The sequence below is a fragment of the Sphaerisporangium perillae genome (assembly GCF_023276435.1).
Lineage (GTDB): Bacteria > Actinomycetota > Actinomycetes > Streptosporangiales > Streptosporangiaceae > Sphaerisporangium > Sphaerisporangium perillae.
The window spans coordinates 140,731-164,323 of record NZ_JALLPO010000011.1; the positions used below are offsets into that span (position 1 = coordinate 140,731).

Annotated in this window: 23 protein-coding genes; 20 read left to right on the plus strand and 3 right to left on the minus strand. The window is 69.8% G+C overall.

All coding sequences use genetic code 11. The features are described 5' to 3' along the window. Positions 1–313: 313 nt before the first annotated feature. The 17 genes from MYF83_RS42650 to dprA all read left to right on the plus strand — a co-directional run bounded on the left by MYF83_RS42650 (position 314) and on the right by dprA (position 17,226). The gene (locus tag MYF83_RS42650; protein WP_279339461.1) at positions 314–3,406 is read left to right on the plus strand and encodes a nitrate- and nitrite sensing domain-containing protein; all 3,093 of its coding nucleotides are present in this window, start codon (positions 314–316) and stop codon (positions 3,404–3,406) included. Then, positions 3,403–3,825 (plus strand): roadblock/LC7 domain-containing protein, encoded by a 423-nt coding sequence (locus MYF83_RS13140; protein ID WP_248960559.1) that lies wholly within the window; start codon positions 3,403–3,405, stop codon positions 3,823–3,825. Before MYF83_RS42650 ends, MYF83_RS13140 begins: the two co-directional genes overlap by 4 nt. Positions 3,826–3,830: 5 nt before the next feature. Next, entirely contained in the window at positions 3,831–4,214 is a 384-nt protein-coding gene (locus MYF83_RS13145; RefSeq protein ID WP_248960560.1) for a DUF742 domain-containing protein, read from the plus strand. Positions 4,215–4,224: 10 nt separating this feature from the next. After that, a complete protein-coding gene (locus MYF83_RS13150; RefSeq protein ID WP_248960561.1) occupies positions 4,225–4,785 on the plus strand; it encodes a GTP-binding protein in 561 nt (186 codons plus the stop codon). 122 nt (positions 4,786–4,907) lie between these two features. Further along, on the plus strand, positions 4,908–6,479 hold the full coding sequence (gene ffh, locus MYF83_RS13155) for a signal recognition particle protein (protein ID WP_248960562.1): 1,572 nt from the start codon (positions 4,908–4,910) through the stop codon (positions 6,477–6,479). A 262-nt stretch (positions 6,480–6,741) separates the two neighbouring features. Beyond that, complete coding sequence (rpsP, locus tag MYF83_RS13160) at positions 6,742–7,206, plus strand: 30S ribosomal protein S16 (protein ID WP_248960563.1); 465 nt, start codon at positions 6,742–6,744, stop codon at positions 7,204–7,206. Between the two features lies 1 nt (position 7,207). Further along, positions 7,208–7,450, plus strand: a complete 243-nt coding sequence (locus tag MYF83_RS13165; RefSeq protein WP_248960564.1) for an RNA-binding protein — start codon at positions 7,208–7,210, stop codon at positions 7,448–7,450. A gap of 117 nt (positions 7,451–7,567) precedes the next feature. Further along, positions 7,568–8,083 (plus strand): ribosome maturation factor RimM, encoded by a 516-nt coding sequence (rimM, locus tag MYF83_RS13170; protein WP_248960565.1) that lies wholly within the window; start codon positions 7,568–7,570, stop codon positions 8,081–8,083. A 37-nt stretch (positions 8,084–8,120) separates the two neighbouring features. Beyond that, positions 8,121–8,906, plus strand: coding sequence for a tRNA (guanosine(37)-N1)-methyltransferase TrmD (trmD, locus tag MYF83_RS13175; RefSeq protein ID WP_248960623.1), 786 nt, complete (start codon positions 8,121–8,123; stop codon positions 8,904–8,906). 162 nt (positions 8,907–9,068) lie between these two features. Beyond that, positions 9,069–9,434, plus strand: a complete 366-nt coding sequence (rplS, locus tag MYF83_RS13180; protein ID WP_248960566.1) for a 50S ribosomal protein L19 — start codon at positions 9,069–9,071, stop codon at positions 9,432–9,434. 247 nt (positions 9,435–9,681) lie between these two features. After that, positions 9,682–10,560, plus strand: a complete 879-nt coding sequence (gene lepB / locus MYF83_RS13185) for a signal peptidase I (RefSeq protein WP_248960567.1) — start codon at positions 9,682–9,684, stop codon at positions 10,558–10,560. A gap of 121 nt (positions 10,561–10,681) precedes the next feature. Next, positions 10,682–11,566 carry a signal peptidase I gene (lepB, locus tag MYF83_RS13190; RefSeq protein ID WP_248960568.1) on the plus strand — a complete coding sequence of 295 codons (885 nt, stop codon included), beginning with the start codon at positions 10,682–10,684 and terminating at the stop codon, positions 11,564–11,566. A 130-nt stretch (positions 11,567–11,696) separates the two neighbouring features. After that, positions 11,697–12,392: a ribonuclease HII gene (locus MYF83_RS13195; RefSeq protein WP_248960569.1), complete on the plus strand. Its 696-nt coding sequence runs from the start codon at positions 11,697–11,699 to the stop codon at positions 12,390–12,392. A gap of 39 nt (positions 12,393–12,431) precedes the next feature. Continuing rightward, on the plus strand, positions 12,432–12,755 hold the full coding sequence (locus tag MYF83_RS13200) for a DUF2469 domain-containing protein (RefSeq protein WP_030511723.1): 324 nt from the start codon (positions 12,432–12,434) through the stop codon (positions 12,753–12,755). Between the two features lie 907 nt (positions 12,756–13,662). Then, entirely contained in the window at positions 13,663–14,016 is a 354-nt protein-coding gene (locus MYF83_RS13205) for a YraN family protein (RefSeq protein ID WP_248960570.1), read from the plus strand. After that, the gene (locus MYF83_RS13210) at positions 14,017–15,564 is read left to right on the plus strand and encodes a YifB family Mg chelatase-like AAA ATPase (protein ID WP_248960571.1); all 1,548 of its coding nucleotides are present in this window, start codon (positions 14,017–14,019) and stop codon (positions 15,562–15,564) included. Between the two features lie 333 nt (positions 15,565–15,897). Beyond that, on the plus strand, positions 15,898–17,226 hold the full coding sequence (gene dprA, locus MYF83_RS13215; RefSeq protein ID WP_248960572.1) for a DNA-processing protein DprA: 1,329 nt from the start codon (positions 15,898–15,900) through the stop codon (positions 17,224–17,226). 200 nt (positions 17,227–17,426) lie between these two features. On the opposite strand, the gene MYF83_RS13220 is transcribed toward dprA, so the two are convergent. After that, positions 17,427–17,813: a winged helix-turn-helix transcriptional regulator gene (locus tag MYF83_RS13220; protein WP_248960573.1), complete on the minus strand. Its 387-nt coding sequence runs from the start codon at positions 17,811–17,813 to the stop codon at positions 17,427–17,429. Between the two features lie 365 nt (positions 17,814–18,178). On the opposite strand from MYF83_RS13220, the gene MYF83_RS13225 reads away from it, so the two are divergent. Next, positions 18,179–18,829, plus strand: coding sequence for a DsbA family oxidoreductase (locus MYF83_RS13225; RefSeq protein ID WP_372500146.1), 651 nt, complete (start codon positions 18,179–18,181; stop codon positions 18,827–18,829). Between the two features lie 122 nt (positions 18,830–18,951). On the opposite strand, the gene MYF83_RS13230 is transcribed toward MYF83_RS13225, so the two are convergent. Beyond that, entirely contained in the window at positions 18,952–19,662 is a 711-nt protein-coding gene (locus MYF83_RS13230; protein ID WP_248960575.1) for a murein hydrolase activator EnvC family protein, read from the minus strand. A gap of 272 nt (positions 19,663–19,934) precedes the next feature. Between MYF83_RS13230 and MYF83_RS13235 the strand changes: the two genes are divergently transcribed. Then, entirely contained in the window at positions 19,935–21,317 is a 1,383-nt protein-coding gene (locus MYF83_RS13235) for a CoA transferase (protein ID WP_248960576.1), read from the plus strand. Between the two features lie 10 nt (positions 21,318–21,327). On the opposite strand, the gene MYF83_RS13240 is transcribed toward MYF83_RS13235, so the two are convergent. Continuing rightward, positions 21,328–22,620, minus strand: a complete 1,293-nt coding sequence (locus MYF83_RS13240) for an MFS transporter (protein WP_248960577.1) — start codon at positions 22,618–22,620, stop codon at positions 21,328–21,330. Between the two features lie 267 nt (positions 22,621–22,887). Here MYF83_RS13240 and MYF83_RS13245 point away from each other — a divergent pair, with 267 nt between their 5' ends. After that, the gene (locus MYF83_RS13245; protein ID WP_248960578.1) at positions 22,888–23,472 is read left to right on the plus strand and encodes a winged helix-turn-helix domain-containing protein; all 585 of its coding nucleotides are present in this window, start codon (positions 22,888–22,890) and stop codon (positions 23,470–23,472) included. Positions 23,473–23,593 lie beyond the last annotated feature (121 nt).

Below are 23,593 nucleotides of genomic sequence, written 5' to 3' on the forward strand. Positions count from 1 at the left end.
TGGCCCCGCCCTGACCGTGATCTCGCACGGGCCCTCTGGGCCGGATGTCCGTCACCGGAATAATTGTTTGGATCGTTCTAAATGCCCATAGCTATTGGTCGAACTCGTAGGCTTATGCTCCAATTGCCCCCTGACTAGCCATGTGTCACACAAGCACGTGGTCATCCCCCCCAAAAGCAGACCAGCTGGCGAGAGGTTGCGACCAGTGAGGACAGCAACAATCGAGAGCGGTCGCCGTACCAAGCCGGACGCAGCCCAACCGCCTTCGGACCCGAGTGCGCCCACCGACCAAGGACACAAGCCCGGAAGGTCGTTGGCTCTGCGTAACTGGCGGGTACGTACCCGTCTCATCGCGCTCATCCTGGTGCCCACCACGGTGGCCGTCTTGCTCGGTGGCCTCCGCGTAGCCACCTCGATCCAGAGCGCCACTGAATATGAACGCGTCCGGACGGTGGCGGAATTCGTCACCACACTGGGCGACCTGGTTCACCAGCTCGACCTCGAACGCGACCTCACGAGCAGGTTCGTCGCCAACGGTCGCCGTGGCACCCAGGCGAAATTGCTGATCCGCGACCAGCAGAACGCCGTCGACGTCGCGGCCCAGCGGGTGCTCGACCGCAAGGAGACGGTCCAGCCGGCCCTGGGCGACATCGGCCGCACGGAGTTCGACCGGGTGCTCGACCGCCTGTCGGAGCTGCGCACGCTGCGTCAGACCACCGGCGAGTCCCAGCTCCCGCCGCTCCCGTCGCTGCAGAAGTACAACCTGGTCATCGACGACATGCTCGCCCTGTTCGACGAGACGGCGCGCGGAAGTTCCAACGAAGCGCTGGACGCCAGCGCCGCCGCCTTCGCCTCGCTGGCCCGGGCGGCCGAGCAGTCGTCCCGGCAGCGCGGCCTCATGTCCATGGCGCTGATCGCCCGCAAGTTCGACCAGGCGACGCTGGACGCGTTCGAGACCGCTCGCTCCCAGCAGACCAGCGAGCTGAACACCTTCCTCTTCCGCGCCACGCCGGCCGAACGGCAGGCGTACTCCGACACCGCCAGCGGCCAGCAGGTCGACCTCGCCGCCGGTCTGGTCGAGCGCGTGCTGTTCCTGACCAGAGAAGGCGCCGAGTTGCGCGACCTCGGCGGCGGGCGCAGCGACATCGAGTACTGGTTCAACGCCGCCAACGACGGGCTGAACCGCATGCACGAGGCCCAGCGGACCCTGGGCCGCTCCATCGTCGACCGGGCCGCCGAACTGGCGCGCACCGACCAGCGCCAGGCCGCCGTCAACATCGGCGTCGTCGCCCTCCTGCTGATCCTCGTCCTGGTCATCACCACCGTCATGGCGCGTTCGCTGGTGAGCCCGCTGCGCCAGCTGCGCCGCGAGGCGCTGGAGATCGCGGGCCGCCGCCTGCCCGAGATGGTGCAGAAACTGCGCGAGTCCGAGGGCAACACCGGCCCTCCCGACGTGCGGCCGATCGGCGTGGCCTCGACCGACGAGGTCGGCGAAGTGGCCCGGGCCTTCGACGAGGTCCACCGCGAGGCGATCCGCCTGGCGAGCGACGAGGCGCAGCTGCGAAGCAACGTCAGCGCCATGTTCGTCAACCTCTCCCGGCGGACCCAGACCCTCGTGGAGCGGCAGATCACCCTGATCGACGGTCTGGAGCAGGGCGAGCAGGACGACAAGCGGCTGGGTGACCTGTTCCGCCTGGACCACCTGGCCACCCGCATGCGCCGCAACAGTGAGAACCTGCTGGTCCTCGCCGGGCAGGAGCCCGCGCGCCGCTGGAGCCAGCCCGTCCCGCTGCTGGACGTCACCCGCGCGTCGCTCTCGGAGGTCGAGAACTACGAGCGCGTCGCCATGAACGTCCCGGGCGGCGTCTCCATCGCCGGCCAGGCCGTCAACGACGTCATCCACCTCCTGGCCGAGCTGGTGGAGAACGCCATCTCCTTCTCGCCGCGCGATACGAGGGTGACGGTCTCCGGCAACCGCATCGACGGCGGCGGCGTGATGATCTCGATCACCGACGCCGGCATCGGGATGACCGACGAGGAGCTCGCCCAGACCAACTGGCGGCTCGCCAACCCGCCCGTCGTCGACGTGTCGGTGTCCCGGCGCATGGGCCTGTTCGTGGTCGGCCGCCTCGCGCTGCGCAACGGCATCCGCGTGCAACTGCGGCGGCACGACACCGGCGGGCTGACCGCGATGGTGCTGCTGCCCGAGTCCCTCATGGGCACGCCCACCCACCTCGGCGGCGGTCCCGCCTCGGCCGGGCAGCCGTTCGCCGGCACGCAGGCCCCCGCGTGGTCCGCCACGGGGCAGCCCGCCGGGCAGAGCATGTTCGGCTCGGCCCCCCAGACCAACGGCGCCTTCGACGTCCCGGCCGGTCAGGGCGCCTTCGGCGGCTCGTTCGCCGATCCGGGAGGATTCGGGGCCAACGGCGCGGGCCCCCTCGGTCCCACCACCGGAGGCGGGCTCGCCGGTCCCAACTCCGGCCCCGGAGGGTACGGCTCGGGCGGCTTCAGCGGCCCGCCCACGGGCTCGGGCGGCTACTACGGCCCGGGGTCGGGCGGCTTCGGCGGTCCCCCCACGGGCTCGGGCTTCGGCGGCCCGCCCACCGGTCCAGGCGGATACGGCGGCCCGGCGACGGGTTCGGGCGCCTTCGGCTCCGACGCCTTCAGCACCCCGGCGACCGGTTCGGGCGGGTACGGCGGCCCGGCCACGGGCTCGGGCGGGTACGGCGGTCCCCCCACAGGGGCGGGTTCCTTTGGCGGCCCGGCCACCGGAACGGGTTCCTTCGGCGGCCCGGCGACCGGCGCGGGTAACTTCGGCGGCTCCGCCACGGGGCCGAACTCCTTCGCCGGTCCGCCGACCGGCCCCGGCAGGGGAGGCGACGGCGGGGAACTGCCCACCCGCATGCGGCCGCGCCGGTACGACACATCGGACCTGGACGCCGCCGCCACCGGCCCTCTTCCCGTGGTGCACACCTCTCCTATGGAGCAGGAGGAGGAATTCTTGCCGATCTTCGCGTCCGTCGAGTCGGCCTGGTTCCGCCGGGTGGACCGCGAGCAGGACAAGGAGAAGGAGTCCACCGGCTGGCAGGAGATCCCCGCGGACGCCGGGTGGCAGGCCGCGGCGGTCGTCCAGGAGCCGGTGAGAGACGGGACCACGTCCGCGGGCCTGCCCAAGCGCGTACCCAAGGCCAACCTGGTGCCCGGATCCGCGGGCACGCCGGAGGCCGCCGCGACACCGCTGCCCGCCATGCCGGCGCTGTCGCCCGACCGGGCGCGAAGCCGCCTGTCGAGCTTCCAGCAGGGCATCCGGCAGGGCCGAGCGGTCGCCCGTGGCGAGCTGAGCGAGGACGAGGTTGCGTTCAACGCCGAGCTGCGGCGCATTCAGGGCGACAAGGAGGACAAGTGAGAGAGCTGAGCCAGGCCGCCCGCGGGGTCAACTGGTTGATCACCGACTTCGTCCGGGGCGTGCCGGGGGTGGCGCACACGGTAGTGGTGTCCTCGGACGGGCTGCCTCTGGCGTACTCGGAGGGCTTCCCCAAGGACCGGGCCGACCAGCTCGCGGCGGTGGCCGCGGGACTGATCAGCCTGACGCAGGGCGCCTCCCGGGTGTTCGAGGGGGGAGCGGTCACCCAGACCGTGGTGGAGATGCAGCGGGGCCTGCTGCTGATCATGTCGATCAGCGACGGCTCGTGCCTGGCCGTGCTGGCCGCCCCCGACTGTGACATGGGTCTGGTGGCGTACCAGATGACGCTGATGGTCGAGCGCGCTGGTCAGGTGTTGACCCCGGCCGTGCGCGCCGAACTTCAGGCGTCGTCACCGCGGTGACCTCCATGGGCGGCCCGGGCTGGGAGGACGGGTTACGGCGTTACCAACAGGAGCCGTCGTCGCCGGTCCGGCCCTTCACGGTCACCGGCGGGCGTACGACGCCGCGCACGCACCTGGCCATGGAGACGCTGGTCCACTCCACGATTCCGCCATATCAAGATATTTCCGGATTGATCCCGGAGTACCAGGCGATCAACTCGCTCTGCCGCCAGGTACGTTCCGTGGCCGAGATCTCCGCGCTCCTGCGGGTCCCGCTGGGCGTGGCCCGGGTGCTGATCTCGGACATGGCCGCCGAAGGCCTGGTCCAGCTGCACCAGCCGCAGTTGGACGCCGGCAAGCCGGATCTCAACTTGCTTGAAAGGGTTCTCAGTGGACTTCGCAGGCTCTAGCCGTGGCGGGTTGACCTCAACGAAGATCGTCGTCGCGGGCGGCTTCGGCGTCGGCAAGACCACCTTCGTCGGTGCGGTGTCGGAGATCGTCCCGCTCACCACCGAGGCGGTCATGACCGACGCCAGCGCGGGCATCGACGACCTGGGCCTCATTCCGCGCAAGACGACCACCACGGTGGCGATGGACTTCGGCCGCGTGTCCCTGGACAGCGAGCTGATCCTCTACCTGTTCGGCACGCCCGGGCAGCACCGGTTCTGGTTCATGTGGGACGACCTGGTCCGCGGCGCGATCGGCGCCGTCGTCCTGGTCGACACCCGGCGCCTGGCCGACAGCTTCCCCGCCGTCGACTACTTCGAGGAGGCGAAGCTGCCGTTCGTCATCGGGCTCAACGGGTGGGAGGGGCAGTATCCGCACAGCGAGGAAGAGGTGCGCGACGCCCTCACCCTCTCCCCGCACATCCCGATCGTCCGGACCGACGCGCGGCAGCGGGACTCGGTGAAGAGCACCCTGATCGCCCTGGTCGAGCACGCTCTCACCATGCGGGTCTCGGTGCCCGGCTGGCGGAGTTAGCGGCCCGCGGCCTCCCCGCCTTTCGCTCCATACGCGTGACCGGCCCGCGGAGCGGATAGGCTGGGAGGTCGAGTCGCAGACGCAACCCCGGACGACCCGTAGCGCAGAGGCTGGCCAATCACGTGTTCGAGACGCTTTCCGACCGGCTGACATCGGTCTTCTCCTCCCTCAGGGCAAAGGGGAGGCTGTCCGACGCCGACATCGACGCGACCTGTCGAGAGATCCGCATCGCCCTCCTCGAGGCGGACGTCGCGCTCCCGGTCGTCAAGGACTTCGTGTCCCACGTCAAGGAGCGCGCCCGAGGCTCGGAGGTCTCCCAGGCGCTCAACCCCGCCCAGCAGGTCGTCAAGATCGTCAACGACGAGCTGGTGCAGATCCTCGGCGGCGAGACCCGCCGGCTGAGGTACGCCAAGACCCCGCCGACCGTCATCATGCTCGCCGGTCTGCAGGGCGCCGGTAAGACCACGCTGGCGGGCAAGCTCGCCCGCTGGCTGCGCGAGCAGGGCCACGTCCCGCTCCTGGTCGCCGCCGACCTGCAGCGGCCCAACGCCGTCCAGCAGCTCCAGGTGGTCGGCCAGCGCGCACAGGTCGCGGTGTACGCCCCCGAGCCCGGCAACGGCGTCGGCGACCCCGTCGGGGTGGCCCGCGAGTCGATCGACCACGCCAGGCGCCAGCAGCACGACATCGTCATCATCGACACCGCCGGCCGCCTCGGCATCGACCAGGAGCTGATGAAGCAGGCCGCGGACATCCGCGACGCCGTCAGCCCCGACGAGGTCCTGTTCGTCGTCGACGCCATGATCGGCCAGGACGCCGTCACCACCGCCCAGGCCTTCATGGACGGCGTCGGGTTCGACGGCGTCGTGCTCACCAAGCTCGACGGCGACGCCCGCGGTGGCGCCGCCCTCTCGGTGCGGCACATCACCGGCCGCCCGATCATGTTCGCCTCCACGGGTGAGAAGCTCGAGGACTTCGACGCCTTCCACCCCGACCGCATGGCGTCCCGCATCCTCGACATGGGTGACATCCTCACCCTGATCGAGCAGGCGCAGCGCACCTTCGACGAGCAGGAAGCCGCCAAGATGGCGGACAAGCTCGTCTCGGGCGGCGGCTTCACGCTCGACGACTTCCTCGAGCAGATGATGATGGTCCGCAAGATGGGCCCGCTCAAGAACCTCCTCGGCATGATGCCCGGCATGGGGCAGATGCGCGACCAGCTCAACCAGGTCGACGAGCGCGACCTCGACCGGGTCGCCGCGATCATCCGGTCGATGACCCCGGCCGAGCGCCAGGAACCGAAGATCATCAACGGCTCGCGGCGCGCCCGCATCGCCCGCGGCTCCGGCGTCACCGTGACCGAGGTCAACAACCTCGTCACCCGCTTCTTCGACGCGCAGAAGATGATGAAGCAGGTGGCAGGCGGCATGGGCATCCCCGGGATGCCCGGTGGCCGCAAGGCCGGCAAGGCCGCGCAGAAGAAGGTCAAGAAGGGCCGCCGGGTCAGCGGCGACCCCAGGAAGGCCGCCCTTGGCAAGGCCGGAGCCGCCAACGGCGGTTCGTCCGTGCCGCCCCAGCTGCCGCCGGGCCTCGGCGGCCTCGGTGGCGCCGGCGGCGTGGGTGGCCAGCTGCCGCCCGGCCTGGAGCTTCCACCTGGGTTCGACCCCTCCAAGTTCCGGCTGCCCGGCCAGAAGTAGCCCCGCCGCGTGGTCCGGACGGTCCCGGGCCACCGCGGCGCCGGCCCGCGTACTGCGATCAGGAAGGCCCCTTGGGCCGTCCATGGAACGCCGATTCGTACAGGCGCCGAATCATCTGGCAGAATGACATGTTGGAACACCGTGACCGTGGGTGCCCTCTCACCCCTGCGCGTCATGTTTGTCCCTCGGGCGGTCATCCCGCCGTGCCCCACTCGGCGAGACGCCCGTCCACCCGTGCTCGAATCCAGGAGAGACCACACCCGTGGCAGTCAAGATCAAGCTCAAGCGGCTCGGTATGATCCGCAACCCGCAGTACCGCATCGTGGTGGCCGACAGCCGCACCAAGCGTGACGGCCGTGCGATCGAAGAGATCGGCATCTACCACCCGAAGGAGAACCCCTCCTTCATCCAGGTGAACTCCGAGCGGGCGCAGTACTGGCTGGGTGTCGGCGCGCAGCCGACCGATCCGGTCTTGAAGCTCTTCAAGCTCACCGGTGACTGGCAGAAGTTCAAGGGCGAGGACGCTCCGCCGGCCCTGCTGGTCGCCGAGCCCAAGGCCGACCGTCACGCCATCTACGAGGCCGCCGCGAAGGAGGCGCTGTCCGGTGACACCGGCACCAGCAACGCCACCACGCAGCGCAAGGCCAAGAAGACCGTGAAGGCCGACGACACCGCCGCGACCCCGGCCGAGCCGGCCGCGGAGGAGAAGCCGGAAGGCGAGGCCTGAGGTGCTTGAGGAAGCCCTCGAGCATCTGGTCAAGGGCATCGTCGAGCATCCCGACGACGTTCTGGTTCGTGCCCGCCGCATCCGCAGTGGGCGCGTCCTCGAGGTCCGGGTCCACCCCGACGACCTCGGTAAGGTCATCGGCCGTGGCGGCCGCACGGCCAAGGCGCTTCGCACTGTGATGAACGCCCTGGCCGACGGCAAATACGTACGGGTCGACCTGCTCGACCTGAACGAAGCCCGGTAACCAGACCACAGAGGCACCACCTCTGGACAGGGGACCCCCGGCAGCCGGGCGGTCCCCTGTCGCGATTGCGGGCCCCGTCCGTCCCCGGGGGCCCGAACTCTTCGAAGGAGCAGCGACGTGCAGCTGGTCATCGGCCGCATCGGCCGCCCACACGGCATCCGTGGCGAGGTGACGGTCGAAGTGCGCACCGATGACCCCGAGACGCGCTTCGCCCCCGGCGCCTCACTCGCGACCGACCCGCCGGGCACGGGCCCGCTGGTCGTCGAGAGCATGCGCTGGCACAAGAACATCCTGCTGCTGGGCTTCACGGGCGTCACCGGCCGGGAGGGCGCGGAGGCGCTCAGGGACACCATGCTCGTGATCGACTCGGCCGACGTCCCGCCCTCCGACGACCCCGACGAGTTCTACGACCACCAGCTCATCGGCATGTCCGTCGTCACCGTCGGAGGCGAGAGCGTCGGCGAGATCGTCGAGGTCCTGCACCACGGGCAGGACCTGCTCGTGGTCCGGCGGGGAGCGGACGAGGTGTTCGTCCCGTTCGTCAAGGCCCTGGTCCCCGAAGTGGACCTGGCCGCCAAGCGCGTCGTCGTGGACCCCCCGCCCGGCCTCCTCAACCCCGATGAGACGGTCTGACCATGGAACGACGGATGGGGATGTGCGGGAGGTGACCATGCGCGTCGACATCATCTCGATCTTTCCCGAGTACTTCACCCCCCTCGACGTCTCCCTGATCGGCAAGGCGCGGCACAGAGGCATCCTCGACATCCGGTTGCACCAGCTCCGCGACTGGACAGACGACGTGCACCGCACGGTCGACGACACCCCCTACGGCGGCGGCCCCGGCATGGTGATGAAGCCCGAGCCGTGGGGGGCGGCCATCGACTCCGTCATCGGGCCGGCGAGCCCCCCGCCCCGGCTGGTCGTGCCGACCCCGAGCGGGCGGCCGTTCACCCAGGAACTGGCTCTGGAGTACGCCAAGGAGCCGTGGCTGCTCTTCGCGCCCGCCCGCTACGAGGGCATCGACGCCCGCGTCATGGCCGAGTACGGCTCCCGCCTGCGCGTCGACGAGGTGAGCATCGGCGACTACGTCCTCGCCGGGGGAGAGGCCGCGGTGCTGGTCATCGTCGAGGCCGTCGGCCGCCTGCTGCCCGGCGTGCTCGGCAACGCCGGCTCGGTCGTAGACGACTCCTTCGCCCCTGGGGCCATGGCCGGCCTGCTCGAGGGTCCCGTCTACACCAAGCCTCCCGTCTGGCGCGGCCACGAGGTGCCGCCGATCCTGCTCTCCGGCAACCACGGGGCGATCGCCCGCTGGCGGAGGGACGAGGCGCTGCGCCGCACGGTCGCCAAGAGACCCGAACTCGCCGCGCGGCTCGACCGGGAAGCCCTTGACAAGCGTGATCGAGAGGTACTCGACGACGCTTCGTTTCGCTTCACGCCCGAAGATATGGCAGACTGAATCGCTGCTGCCAACTGTCATGTGGTTGGCGCGGTCGGCCCGGGCACACAGGCCCGGCCTCCGAGACGTATTCAGCCCAGTGCTCGTGTCTTCCTCGTCGCCGTGCCCCAGGCATGGCCGGGCGGACCTCCGAGCGCTCGCTTCAAATGAGGAACCGCTGTCATGCACACGCTGATCCAGGAGCTTGAGAAGGCCTCCACACGCAGTGACGTCCCGAGCTTCCGCCCGGGCGACACGCTCGAGGTCCACGTCCGCGTCGTTGAAGGCAACCGGTCCCGTATCCAGGTCTTCAAGGGATTCGTGCTGCGCCGCCAGGGCGGTGGCATCCGCGAGACGTTCACCGTCCGCAAGGTGAGCTACGGCGTCGGCGTCGAGCGTACGTTCCCGGTGCACAGCCCGGTCATCGAGAAGATCGAGGTCGTGACCCGCGGTGACGTCCGCCGGGCGAAGCTTTACTACATGCGCGACCTGCGCGGCAAGGCGGCCCGCATCCGCGAGAAGCGCGACGCGCTGCCCACCAGCAAGTAGGCCGGCGGCATACGTGGCCCGCACCCGCGAGGGATGCGGGCCATTTTGCTGAAATCCCGTAGGGCCAGGCCTCCGGCGGCCCCCAAAGGGCACCGGACCTGCGGCCCGGCGGCCGCGTGCCGGGCGCCGGGTCCCCGAGACACCGAGATCCTCTTGGTGTCGAGTTTCTTTGGACGCGGAGTTTCTTTGGACGCGATGCCGAGTCGGCGACCCACCGTGGAGCATGCATCATTTAGGCTCGACAGCGATGACTAGCGATGGCCAGGGGGCCGGCGGTCCGCGCCGTCCCGTCGAGGACGAGGTAGACGTGGTCGCGGAAGACACCAAGCCGACAGCCAAGAGCGGCAAGGAGAAAAAGGGCTCGTTCTGGCGTGAGCTCCCGGTCCTGGTGGTGGTCGCGCTGGTCCTGGCGCTCATCATCAAGAGCTTCGTGATCCAGGCGTTCTACATCCCGTCGGAGTCCATGGAGAACACCCTGCTGGTCAACGACAGGGTGCTGGTCAACAAGCTCGTGTACCACACCCGCGACATCGAGCGCGGAGACATCGTGGTGTTCTCCGGGGTCGACTCCTGGGCCAGCGAGGTCGAGGTACCCGACCCCTCCAACCCGGTCGCCGGCTTCTTCCGCTGGGTCGGCACGGCCTTCGGCGTGGTCCCCGGCGAGAAGGACTACATCAAGCGGGTCATCGGCCTCCCCGGTGACACGGTGAAGTGCTGCGACTCCAAGGGACGCGTCACGGTCAACGGTGTGCCCATCGACGAGAAGGCCTACCTGTATCCCGACGACCAGCCGTCGCAGAAATTCTTCGAGATCAAGGTCGAGAAGGACCGCCTGTGGGTCATGGGCGACCACCGCTCCGTCTCGCTCGACTCCCGCTCCCACCAGGGTGATCCCGGTGGCGGCGCCATTCCCAAGGACAAGGTCGTCGGACGGGCGTTCGTCATCGTGTGGCCGTTCTCCCGGGCGACGACGCTGCCGATCCCGGACACCTTCAACCAGGCCGCCCTGAAGACCGTCGCCCTGGCCGGTGACGCCTCGCCGCTGCTGCTCGGCTTCGCCGGGGCGTTCCCCCTGATGGCGCTGCGCCGCCGCTGGATCGTCAGAGCACGCGGGCGTACCGGCTGACCGCACGCCCCCGGCCTCCGGGCCGCCGGGCTCGCACTCCCGACCGTCACTTCCCCCGACCAGACGAAGGAGACGGGGCCGTCCTCCCCTGGCCGATGCCCGGGGGTGCCCCGCGATGCCGATGAGCGTCACAGAGGAGAAGCCGGAGCCGCAGAACCCGGCTTCCGCAGCAGCACAGAACGCCGAGCCCTCGAACCCCGCCGTCCACCCGGGCGCCGGCGTCGCTGACGCGAGCGCCAGGGACGACGGCGGCTCGGACTCCGGCGGTCCGGACAGCGGCAGTTCGGACGCCCGCGGTCCGGACAGCGGCGGCTCCGACGCCGGCGGCTCCGAGGCCGGCGGCTCCGACGCCGACCGCTCGGATACCAAGAGCTCGGACACCGACCGGCCGGACACTGACGGTGCGGCCACCGGCTCCCCGGACACGGGCTCCCCGGACACCGCTCCCGGGAAGAAGAAGTCCGGCTGGCGGGAGACGATCCTGCTCGTGGCCGCCGGGGTCGTCGCCGCGCTGCTGGTGCGCCTGTTCGTCCTGGACTCATTCTGGATCCCGTCGGAGTCCATGGAGGACACCCTGCTCATCAACGACAGGGTGATCGTCAATCGGCTCACGGGGGACATCGGGCGCGGCGAGGTCGTCGTCTTCAAGGGCTGGGACGGCACCACCACCATCAAGCGGGTCATCGGCGTGGGCGGCGACCGCGTGAAGTGCTGTGACGCCAAGGGCCGCGTGTCGGTCAACGGCGTCCCGCTCGACGAGGGGGCCTATCTCAACCCTCAGGACTTCCCCTCGCAGGACAAGTTCGACGTCACCGTGCCGGAAGGGCGGCTGTGGCTGATGGGCGACCATCGCGCCGCGTCAGAGGACTCCCGCGCGTTCAAGAGCGACAAGTACCACGGCACGATCTCCGCCGACGAGGTGATCGGCAGAGCGTTCGCGCTCTACTGGCCACTGTCGCGGATCGCCACACTGCCGGTGCCAGAGACGTTCTCAAAGGTGCGATAACGTACCCTTCCGCTCGAGAGGGGCGTAGGCTGGTGGCCATGGTCGCGCTCGCATCGCCGTTGATCGGCCAGAGGGCTCGACTCTCCCGCAGGTCCGTTCCCTCGCGGCGGGGCGCCGAGCCGTCTGCCTCATGACTGTTCTCTTCCGCCCGCGCCCCAGCGTCATCCGGCGGGACTCGGGGCTCTACGGGTACGAGCGCGCGCTCGCGCGGCGCGGACTGTCCCCGGTCGCCGGGGTCGACGAGGCGGGCCGCGGAGCCTGCGCGGGCCCGCTCGTGGTGGCCGCCGTCGTCCTGCGCTCGGAGATCGACGGCCTGGCCGACTCCAAGCTGCTCACCCCGGCCAGGCGAGAAGTGCTCCACGACCGCATCCTCGCCACGGCGCGTGCGGTGAGCGTCGTGGTGATACCGCCCGATGAGATCGACGCGCGTGGCCTGCACAAGTGCAACATCGCGGGGATGCGGCGGGCCGTCGCCGGTCTCGGGTGCGATCTCGGGTACGTTCTGATCGACGGGTTCCCGGTGCCCGGCCTGCCCGCGCCGTCATTGGCCGTGTGGAAGGGCGACCAGGTCTCGGCGTGTGTGGCGGCCGCGTCCATCGTCGCCAAGGTGAGCAGGGACCGAATGATGATCTCGCTGGACGACCGGTATCCCCAGTACGGCTTCGCCGAGCACAAGGGGTACGTCACGGCCGGCCACCGGCGGGCTCTGGCGGCTCACGGCCCAAGTCCACATCATCGGTTCTCCTTTGTGACGGTGAACTCGGTGGTGCGGTCAGGACCGGGCACTGAGATAGGCGAGAATGGACTGGGGGCCGGTGTCGCCTGATGGGTGGCGCCGGGGGAGGAAGGGAAGGGGAGGACCGGGATGAGCGCAGAGGATCTCGAGAAATACGAGACCGAGATGGAGTTGCAGCTCTACCGGGAGTACCGCGACGTGGTGGGCTTGTTCACCTATGTCGTTGAGACCGAGCGGCGCTTCTACCTGACCAACTCCGTCGATCTCGACGTGCGCACGGCCGAGAACGGCGATGTGTTCTTCGACGTCAAGATGCAGGACGCCTGGGTCTGGGACATGTACCGGCCTGCGAGGTTCGTCAAGAACGTCCGCGTGGTCACCTTCAAGGACGTCAACGTCGAAGAACTGGCCAAACCAGACCTCGAGATGCCCAAGGAAGGCTTCTCCAGCTAACCCGCCCCCCTAGGGCCGAGCCCCTTCCGCCTGGCAACACACGTCCCACCGCGGCCCTCCCACCTGGCAACAGCCGCGCACGCGCCCGGCCACACACGCGTCCTACTGTGGCTCTCCCACCTGGCAACAGCCGCGCATGCGCCCGGCCGCACACACGGGGACCGCGCCTCAGGCACGGCCGTCCACGCCCACCCCTCTTGCCCCTGCCGTGACGCCGCCCTCGGGCCGCGACGGCCTGTGGTCCCTCTTCCCCTGGTCTGATACATGCTCTCCGGGCGCCGCGGCGGCGAGGAGTGGTACGGCGATGCCGGCGCCTTCGTACGGCGGCCGCCTGGTGCGGCCGTGCCGCGATGGACCTGTGGTCGTCTTCCCTGGTGTGACGCTTGCCCTGTGGTCTGGTGTGATGCTTGCCCTCTGGTGGCCCGCGACGGCGAGGAGCGCTCCGCCGCCCCGCCTCCCGTACGGCGGCCGCTTCCCTGGTCTGATGCTTGCTCGCTGGGCGCCGCGGCGGCGAGGAGCGGTACGGCGATGCCGGCGCCTTCGTACGGCGGGTGACCTGGGAGCGTCGGCGGGCGGTACGTCCTCCGGGTTCGGGCTCGGTGGTTTGTCCACAGGGCGGGAGTGCTGCGGTCGGCTGTCTCTGTGGAGGACCGCCCCAGGGGGAGGCTTCGCAATCGCTGTGCATAACGGATGAATCCCGGTAATCCCCGACAGGTGTGGCCCTTGGCGCGGGTGGACGGTGGCCGTCGGGCCGCCGACTCAAGGGATATCCCGGGCATTCGGCCGGCGCAGTGCCAGGACGCAGATCCCCAGACGGGCGGCCTCCGCTTTTCGTTGTCCACAGAACGCGGTTCTGCCGCGTACGGGCGGTGTGACATGCGCGAAGGTCGGGGCCGGAGGTGGTCCCATGGCCGCGATACACGAGCTTGGAAGGCACGGCGAGCAGCTCGCCGTCGATTACCTGCGGGCGGCAGGTCTGAAGATCCTGGAGCGCAACTGGTGCTGCTCTGAGGGGGAGATCGACATTCTGGCCCGTGAGGGGCCGGTTCTCGTGGTCGTGGAGGTCAAGACCCGCTCGGGTCGTAGCCATGGCTCCGCGTTCGAGGCGGTGACCACGGCAAAGGTCGCCCGGCTCCGCACTCTGGCGGCCAGATGGCTGAGCGGCCAGTCGGAGTGGTTCTCCTCCATCCGCATCGATGTCGTAGCGCTTGAACGGTTCGCCGGGGAGTTCTCGATCCGCCACGATCGGGGGGTGTCGTAGATGGCGGTCGCACGCACGCGATGCGTCGCGCTGGTGGGCGTCAGCGGCCACGTCGTCGAGGTCGAGGCCGACGTGGGGCATGGCATCGCGGGCGTCCACCTGATCGGCATGCTCGACACCGCGCTGAGCGAGGCGCGTGACCGCGTGCGTTCGGCGATCATCAACAGCAGGTATCCCTGGCCGGACGCGAGGGTCACCATAAGCCTGTTCCCGGCGAGCCTCCCCAAACGGGGGAGCCTGTTCGATTTAGCCATTGCCGTGGCGGTGATCGGGGCCGCCGGGCTCGTTCCGAAGCAGCGCATCTCGCCGCCATTCTTCCTGGGAGAGCTCGGGCTCGACGGCTCGGTCAGGCCCGTACGCGGCGTCCTCCCGGCGGTGATGGCGGCCGTGGAGGCCGGCGCCGAGTGTGTGGTGGTCCCGATGGCCAACGCCGCCGAAGCGTCCCTGGTGCCCGGGGTGACGGTGGTTCCGGTGCGCACGCTGGCCGAGCTGATCGAGGACCTGCGAAGCGATGATGCCGCACAACTGCCGACCATGTCCGAGGCGGACGAGCCATCCTCGCGGACGGGTCCTGACGCACCCGAAGGCCGATCACTCGACCTGGCGGATGTCGCCGGCCAGGCCATGGCCCGCAGGGCGCTGGAGGTCTGCGCCGCGGGCGGCCACAATCTGTGGATGCTCGGCCAGCCCGGCACGGGCAAGACCATGCTCGCCGAACGCCTGCCCACCCTGCTGCCGCCTCTCGACCGCGACCAGGCTCTCGAGGTCACGGCCATCCATTCGGTGGCGGGCACCCTGCCGCCCGGGCGCCCGCTGTTGGAGCACCCGCCCTTCATGGCGCCGCACCATACGGCCACCATCGCGGCGATCGTCGGAGGCGGCAGCGGTGTGATCCGGCCGGGTGCCGTCTCCCTGGCCCACAGGGGGGTTCTCTTCCTCGACGAGGCTCCCGAGTTCCCGGCACGCGTCCTCGACTCGCTTCGGCAGCCCCTTGAGTCAGGGCAGGTCACCGTCGCACGGGCGGCGGGCACCCTCACGTTTCCGGCGCGATTCATGCTGGTGCTCGCGGCCAACCCCTGCCCCTGCGCCCAGCCGTCGACTCCCGAGAGCCCGTGCCAGTGCACGCCTCACCAGCGGCGACGCTATCTCGCCCGTCTCTCCGGGCCGCTCGTCGATCGCATCGACGTCAAAGTGCGGCTCACGCGTTCGACCCGGCGCGAGTTGCTGTCCGACCGCCAGTTCATCGAGCCGAGCGCTGTCGTGGCCGAGCGCGTGTCGCTCGCCCGTGAGCGCACGCTCAAGCGGCTCGCCGGCACGCCGTGGAGGTGCAACGCCGAGATCCCTACTGGGGCTCTCCACGGCGAATACCGGCTCTGTCCGTCGGCGATGTCACCCCTCTACCGGTGCCTGGACACCGGAGAGCTGAGCGCCCGCGGTCTCGACCGGATCATCCGGTTGTCGTGGACATTGGCCGACCTCATCGGCAAGGACAGACCCGACCTAGCGGAGACCAACGCCGCCCTCGGCCTATGGCTCGGCGCCGACTGAACCCCGCACAAGCGTTCCGACCTGAAGAGCCCCTGATCCACATGTCCTCAAGGAGAACCTTGACCTCCTCCTTTCTGAAGGAAGGGCTTCCACGGTCACCGTTGATCTTTCTGCCTCACCGCGGGTCTGCCCGCAAGAGAGGACTCTCTTGAGGCCTTACACCAGCTCCACAGGCGTTTCACCTACCCGCCGGCGCGGAGGCCAGGACACCAGTCACGCCGCGTGCGGCGACTTGGTCATCGCCACCGCTGGACACGGCACCAAACTCCGCGGCACCGCGCCGTGCTTCCTCTCCCGTTCGAAAACGGGAGTCTCCACGTTCAAGGAGATTCGATGAATGGCATGCGAACCGATGCCGGCACTCGCATCGGCTTCGCCGTCGCCGCTGCTGACGCCGGCGCCGACGGCCTCGGAGCCGACGGCGATCTTCAAAGTGGCACCGCCACCAGGCAGGTCGTCGAGTCGCTGGATCCGGGGCGGCGGCGTGGTTCTCGGCGTGATGCCGGGCGGTTGGCCAGGGTCACGCTGATGCGGGTCGCGGACGCCGGAGACGGAGTGATGGGGAGGCTGGTCACCGAGTACGGGCCCGAGGGAGCGCTCGGCCAGGTGCGGCGAGGTCGGCTCGATCCCGGGTTCGTCGAGGAGCTGAGCTCCAAGAAGAACCGCGCTCCTGATCTCGACCGCCGGCTGAGTGCATGGCGAGCCCGGCTGCCGGGGGCAGACCCGGTAGCGGACCTGACCGAGGGAGAACGAATGCGGGCCCGCCTCATCGTGCCGGGTGATCTTGAGTGGCCCACCCAACTCGACGATCTCGGGCCTGACCGCCCGTTGGGACTATGGCTTCACGGGGACGCCGATCTCCGTTTCTCCTGCCTCCGTTCGGTGGCGGTGGTCGGATCCCGTGCGGCCACGCCGTACGGGGGCCACGTCGCGGCAGAGTTCGGCGCCGGCCTCGCCGAAGGCGGATGGACCGTCATCTCGGGTGGTGCGTACGGAGTGGACGCGGCGGCACACCGTGGGGCTCTCGCCGGGTCGGCGCCCACCATCGCGGTGCTGGCATGTGGCATCGACATCGCCTATCCCGCCGGCAACCACGACCTGTTCGCGGCCATCCGGAGGAACGGCGTGATCGTGAGCGAGTGTCCCCTCGCCGTCAGACCGACGCGACCGCGATTCCTCGTCCGCAACCGGGTGATCGCCGCGCTGTCTCGCGGCACCGTGGTCGTGGAGGCGGCCCTGCGCAGCGGCGCTCTCAACACCGCCTCCCACGCGGTCGCCCTGCGCCGGCATCTTGCCGCCGTTCCGGGCCCAGTGACTTCGGAGAACTCCGCCGGATGTCACCGGCTCATCAGAAGGGCGGAGGCCGTCTGCGTCACCTCAGTCCGAGACGTGATCGAGTTGGTGGGGGCGATGGGGGACGATCTGGCGCCCGAACCGAGAGGGCCGGTGCTACCCCGGGACGCGCTCGACGACGAGACCCGCAGCGTCCTGGAGGCGGTTCCGGCGCGGATCGGCACCGGGCCGGCGACCATCGCCGTGGCGGCGGGAGTGGATCTCATGACGGTCCTGCGCTGCCTCGGTGCTCTGGCCGCGGCCGGGTACGTCGAACGCGTCGATCGAGGCTGGCGCCTCCGATCGAAAAGATCAGGCCAAGTACTCTGATCCTCGCGCTCGCCTCGTGGCCCGCACATCCGGGCCGGAGGACAGGGCACGTTGTCCAGTTGGCCTGCCTATCGGCGGCCGCGTGGCCTGCCTTGCCTTCATGGACAGTCTCATTGAAGACTCACAGCTTTGATCATCATGGATTGGTCGATCAACGACGGCGACCGATCCCATCGATGAGGCGGCGTCGAAGACCCAGGTCAGGCCCTCTCGTTGTCGTAGCGCTCCCGCGCGGCCCGGATGTCGTTGCGGTGCTCGACGGCCCACCGGTCCAGGGCGGTCAGGGGCACGAGCAGCGTGCGGCCGAGTTCGGTCAGCTCGTACTCGACTCGTGGCGGTACGGTCGCGTGCGCCGTTCGTTCGACCAGGCCGTCGCGTACCAGCGCGCGCAACGTGAGGGTGAGCATCCTCTGGCTGATGCCGTCGATAGATCGGTGGAGCTCGCTGAAGCGGTGTGTGCGCTGACCAAGCAGGACCACGATCAGGACGCTCCACTTGTCGCCGACCCTGTCGAGGACTTCGCGCACTGGGCAGTCGGACCCCATGGTCAGGACAGGGTCAGGCACATCGGTGTTCGCAACCGACATCGAGGTGCCTCCTTCCGTCATCCTCATATAGTTATGCATAATAGGGTAACGCACAATAAGTAACTAAGGTAGGCGATGGACGTACTCACGGCCGAGGAAGCGGCGCTCCCCTCGGAGCCCCGGCTCCCGGTGCAGCCTCACACCCGGCAGCAACTCCGGACAGGGCCCCCGCTCCAGGCCGAGTCCCAGACCTTGACTCGGTCCTCGGCCACGGCTTCGGAGCCGGCTCAAGCCCAGGTTCCGGTTCTGACTCAGGTCGAGCCGGGCGGGGGACGCCCCTCCGGGCATCTGGGACTCATCGTGCTCGGGTCCGGTGAGGCGCCTGTGTGCACGGACGGGACATGCCGGTGACCAGCGCGAAAACGGTGCACATCGAGGTCTGGTCGGACGTCGTCTGCCCCTGGTGCTACATAGGCAAGCGGCGCCTGGAGCGTGCGCTGGACCGGTTCGAGCACGCGGAGGAGGTCGACATCGTCTGGCGCAGCTTCCAGCTCGACCCGACCTTCCCCCGGGGCGTCCGGCAGCCGGTGCCCGAGATGCTCGCGAAGAAGACCGGTGGAACACCCGACCAAGTGCGTGCGATGCAAGCCCAGGTCACAGCGCTGGCCGCGCAAGAAGGGCTGGCTTATGACCTGGAACGATCGATCATGGTCAACACCATCGACGCGCACCGGCTGACCCACCTGGCGAAGAAGCACGGTCGCGGCGCGCAGGCTCATGAAAGACTCCTGCGCGCGCAGTTGATCGAGGCGCAGACCCTCGACGACACCGAGACCCTGATCCGGCTCGGCGTCGAGGCCGGCCTGCCGGAAGAGGAGACCCGTCGCGTCATCACCGGGCAGGATCATGCCGAGGACGTCGAGGCCGACATCCGTGAAGCACGCGATCTGGGGGTGACCGGCGTGCCCTTCTTCGTGTTCAACCGCACCTACGCCGTCTCCGGCGCACAATCCGACGAGACGTTCCTGACGGCACTCGCCACGGCCCACGAGCACGCGGGCACGTCGGCTCCCTGACCTCACGCCGACGCCACGGAACCTTTCCCGGAGACGCCTGCCCGGTGAGGTCGTCCTCCTCGCCGGTGAGGAGGACGGTTCCGTGGCAGGAGCCGGGATCCACGCCGCCGGGCCCATGTCGATCATGGTGGGCCCGGCGGGTCGGGCCATCGGGGGAGGAGGCGTACCTGCCCGAGGGCGATGAGCAGGAGTGCGTCGAGATAGCGCGTCTCGTCGATCAGCCCCCAGTGCAGGCAGGATGCCGCGCAGTGAGCGGTCGTCCCTTCGACGACGCCGATGATCTGACCGCGCTTCACGGTCTGCCCCCGCCGGACGGACGCGTGGACGGGGAGGTACGTGGTGCGCAGTCCTTCGTCGTGCACGATCATGACGACGCCTCGGCCGGCGAGGGGTCCGGCATATCCCACGGTGCCCGAGCCCGCAGTTCTCACGGCCTGCCCTGGCCGGGCGGCGAGATCGACTCCCCGGTGACCGGCGAGCCAGGGACGTGCCGGTGGGGCGAACCGGCGGAGGACCCTGGCCCGCCCGTCGAGAGGCAGCCGCCATCGGGACAGGCCGGTCGAGTCATCCTCGGGCGCGATGACGGCGGGTGCCGTGATGGTGGATCGCGTGATCGTCGCCGGAAGCGCCGGAAGCGCCGGAAGCGCCGGAAGCGCCCGAACTGCTTGAACTGCCGGGACGGCCGGAAGGGCGGGGACGGTCGTAATGGCCGGGACGGTGGCCGCGAACGGGGTGGTGGTCGTGGCGGCGTTTCCGGGCCGGGGAGGAGCCGCCGAGGTGGCGGCCAGAGTGACGAGGAACACCAGTGGCAGCCGCACGATGTGAAGGCGCATGGGAGGACACTGTCGTGGAGTGACCGGTCACGGGCCGGCCGAGCGAGATTCTGTGCATAACCCACGCGGCCGTCACGGGAGCGCCGTCCACATGGGTGCGGGTCATGCCGTGCGCCAGGTGAGAACACCGTGCGGCGCTCCGCGAGCGTATGCCGAGAGGTCCGGCCCCCGTGAGCGTACGGCAGCGTTGATCCCTGCCAGGTGGTGATCACAAGTGGTCCCTGCCGGGTGGGTGGGGCTCGAAAGAGCGCTCGGGAGTGAGGGAGCGGCCCATGGAGGTCGGCGAGGTCATCGGGGGTCTGGCGGCGGAGGTGGGCCTGGAACCGCCGGCGGCCCAGGTGACGGGGGAGGATCCGGTCCTCCCGTCCGTCTTCCGGGTCGGAACGGCCGCGGCCGCGAGCATCGGCGCGGTCACGGCGGCCGCCGCCCTGTGGCAGTGCGAACGCACGGGCTCAGGGGTCACGGTGGACGTCCGGGAGGCCGCTGTCGCGTTCAGGGATGAGCGCTGTTTCCGGATCGACGGAGAGATACCTGCTCTGTGGGCACCGCTGTCGGGGGATTACCGCACGGCGGACGGCTGGGTCCGGCTGCACTGCAACTTCGACCATCACCGGGACGCCGTGCTCCGCGCGCTCGGGCTTCCCGAAGGCGCTGACGAGGCCGCTGTGGCCACGGCCTGTGCCACGCGTACCGCGTCGGACGTCGAGGAGGCGGTGACCCAGGCCGGTGGATGCGCGGCCGCGATGCGGAGCCGCGCGGAGTGGCGGCGTCATCCTCAAGGCCGCGCCGTCGAGCGGCTCCCGCTCATCGGGCTCGCCCGGCTCGAGGCTGGCAGTGCAGCTGAGGTCGGCTGGACGATGGCGGGTGTGGGGGATGCCGGCCGGCCGGGTGGGCGTCCGCTTGCGGGGATCCGGGTCCTGGATCTCACCCGGGTGATCGCCGGCCCGGTGGCGACGCGGACACTCGCCGCCTACGGGGCCGAGGTGCTGCGGGTCGGTGCCCGGCACCTGCCCGAGGTGCCGGGCCTGGTGATCAGCACAGCGCTGGGGAAACGGTCCTGCGAGATCGATCTGCGCGCGGCGGAGGGCGCCGCGGCCTTCAGGGAGCTGGTGGCGGGCGCGGACGTGGTCGTCCAGTCCTACCGGCCGGGAGCGCTGGCGAGGCTGGGGTTCGGCCCGCGGGAGCTGGCCGCCATCCGGCCGGGCATCGTCTGCGTGGACATCTCGGCGTACGGCTCGTGCGGACCCTGGGCGGGACGGCGAGGGTTCGACAGCCTGGTGCAGATGGCCTGCGGCATCGCTCATGAGCAGGGAGACGGAGCCCGGCCCGTGCCACTGCCGGCCCAGGTGCTCGACCACGCCACCGGCTGGCTCGCCGCACTCGGGACGATCGCCGCACTGTCGCGCCGGGAGAAGGAGGGCGGGTCGTGGCATGTCGAGCTGTCCCTGGCCCGTACGGCGCTCTGGCTGGACGGGCTCGGCCGGGTCGACGGCATGGGGGTCGCGGAGCCGCGGGTGGACGATCTGCTGGAGGAGATGGACAGCTCGTTCGGCAAGCTGACCTACGTTCGCGCCCCGGGGGCGATCGGCGACGCCAGGCCGTTCTGGAGCTCGCCGCCGCCCCGCCGTGGGGAGCATCCCCCGATGTGGACGTAGACGGCGGTTGCTACTGGACGGGTACCCGGTCGGACGGGTCTGACGCCGGGTGGTGGAGCCTCGCCGCGAACGCCGAGCGCCGAAGGGGGGAGAACCAGACGAGGAAGATCCCGGATCCGGCGAGGGCGGCGCAGGCCCACAGTGCGGGGCGCAGGCCGATGAGCTCGCCGAGCACGCCGCCCACGACCCCGCCGAGCGTCATGACGCCCATGGTGGAGACCGTCATGATGGCGTTGACGCGGCCGAGCATGTCGGGCGGGGACTCGCGGAGCTGGAGGGTCCCGTAGCAGACGCTGAACATGACGGTGGCGGCGCCGCTGATCGCGAAAGCGCCTGTGAGCAGCGGGATCAGCACGGTGAACGGGCCGTGCGCCGATGCCACGGCGATGAACTCCAGGGGGAGGACGGCGGCGGCGCCCAGGATGACCCGGTCTTCGGTGAAACGGCGGGTGAGCCGGGGTGCCACGGCGGCGCCGAGAAGGCCGCCGATGCCGGCGGAGGCGATCAGCAGTCCGAGCACTCCCGTGGGCAGACCCAGCGTCTGCACGGCGAACAGGACGTACAGCGCCATCTGGGCGGCCGATGCGAAGTTGATCAGCACTCCGGCGCCGATCAGTGCCCTCAGGGTGCGGTGGGTCATCACCGTCCGCATCCCTTCCCGGATGTCGCGCAGGAGGTTCGGGCGGACGACGGCGGGGTCTGGTCGCTCCGCCTTCTCCGGTGACCGTATGGAACGCAGGCAAACGGCCGAGACGAGGAACGACGTCGCGTCCGCCACCAGGGCCAAAGGCGCGGTCAGGATCTGGACCAGGAGGCCGGCCAGTCCCGGGCCGCAGACGCTCGCGGTCGAGTAGACCATCTGGAATCCGGCGATGGCGGCCGTCCGCTGGTGATCGGGGACGACGCTCGGCAGATGGGGGAACCAGACCGCCCGGTAGAAGACGGCGCAGGTGCCCACGGTGAGGGCGACCGCGATCAGCCAGGAGATCGTCAGCAGTCCCGCGAGCCAGGCGAGCGGCACGGTGAACACGGCGACCGCTGAGACGATTTCGCAGCCGATGAGGATCGGGCGGCGTCTGGCGATCCGGTCGGCGTACGCGCCCGCGGGCAGGCCGATCAGCAGATACGGCAGGGTCGTGGCCGCCGTGAGCAGGCCCATCTGGATCGGCGTGACGTTCAGCAGCGTCGCGGCCGTGAGAGGAACGGCGAGGCGGGATATCTCGCTGCCGGTCTCGGACACGGCGCGCGCGGACCAGAGCAGCCGGAAGTCACGCTGCCGTCGGAGGGGAATGATCTCAACCATAGATGTGAAGCTAACACTTCATATCTATGAAAGCTACCCTTCATAGATATCCGGCGAGGTTCGCCGCCGTTCGTCTGGCAAGGGAGGAAGTCGATGGCCGAGGTTCGGTCGCTGCCTGGTTCTGGTGCGAAGTCCGAGTTTCATGCCGGTGATGAGGTGCGCGAGGCCCGCGATCCGCGGCGAGGCCGGCGAAAGGGGCGGCCGAGCGTAGAGGCCGGACGGCTGGCGGCTCGGGCCAACGGCGGCCGAGACACTACCGTTCGTTCTATGACTCAGCAGAACCAGCTGGTCGAGCTGGTCGAGGATCCGCGTGCCATGCGGGCACTGGCACATCCGGCCAGGTTGACCATCCTCAGGCGGCTCCAGCTGGAAGGGCCCGCGACGGCGACCGAGTGCGCGGAGGTGGTCGGGCTCTCACCGAGCGCGTGCAGTTACCACCTGCGCATGCTCGCCAAATACGGGTTCGTCGAGGATGCCCCGCCGCGCGGGGACGGCAGGGAGCGGATGTGGCGTGCGCCTCACCGGGGGTTCATCGTCGACGAACCCGACGAGCTGACCCCCGAACTGGCCGAGGCGAAGACCATCCTCGCCAAGACCGTCGTGGCGCAGTTCACCGAGGACCTGCTGCGCTACTTCGACGCCAGTGAGCGCGAGTCCAAGGACTGGCGGCAGGCCGCCACGCTCGCCCAGATGCTCATCCGGGTCAACGCCGAGGAACTGGCGGAACTCGGGCGGCGCGTGACGGAGCTCCTCGAGCCCTACCTCGCCAAGTCACGCTCGCCGGAAGAGGCTCCGCCCGACGCCCGCCTGATCCAGGGGATCATCCAGCTCTATCCACGTCCGCCGAGGTGACGGGCCCGCCAAGACGGGTCGCGGGCCGCCGGGGGTGGCCCGCGCGGTAGGGGAGTGCTGACCGGCCTTTGCCGGGAACGTGCGGGAACCTTGTCCGGTGGGCCGGGCGTGGCCGGGTTCC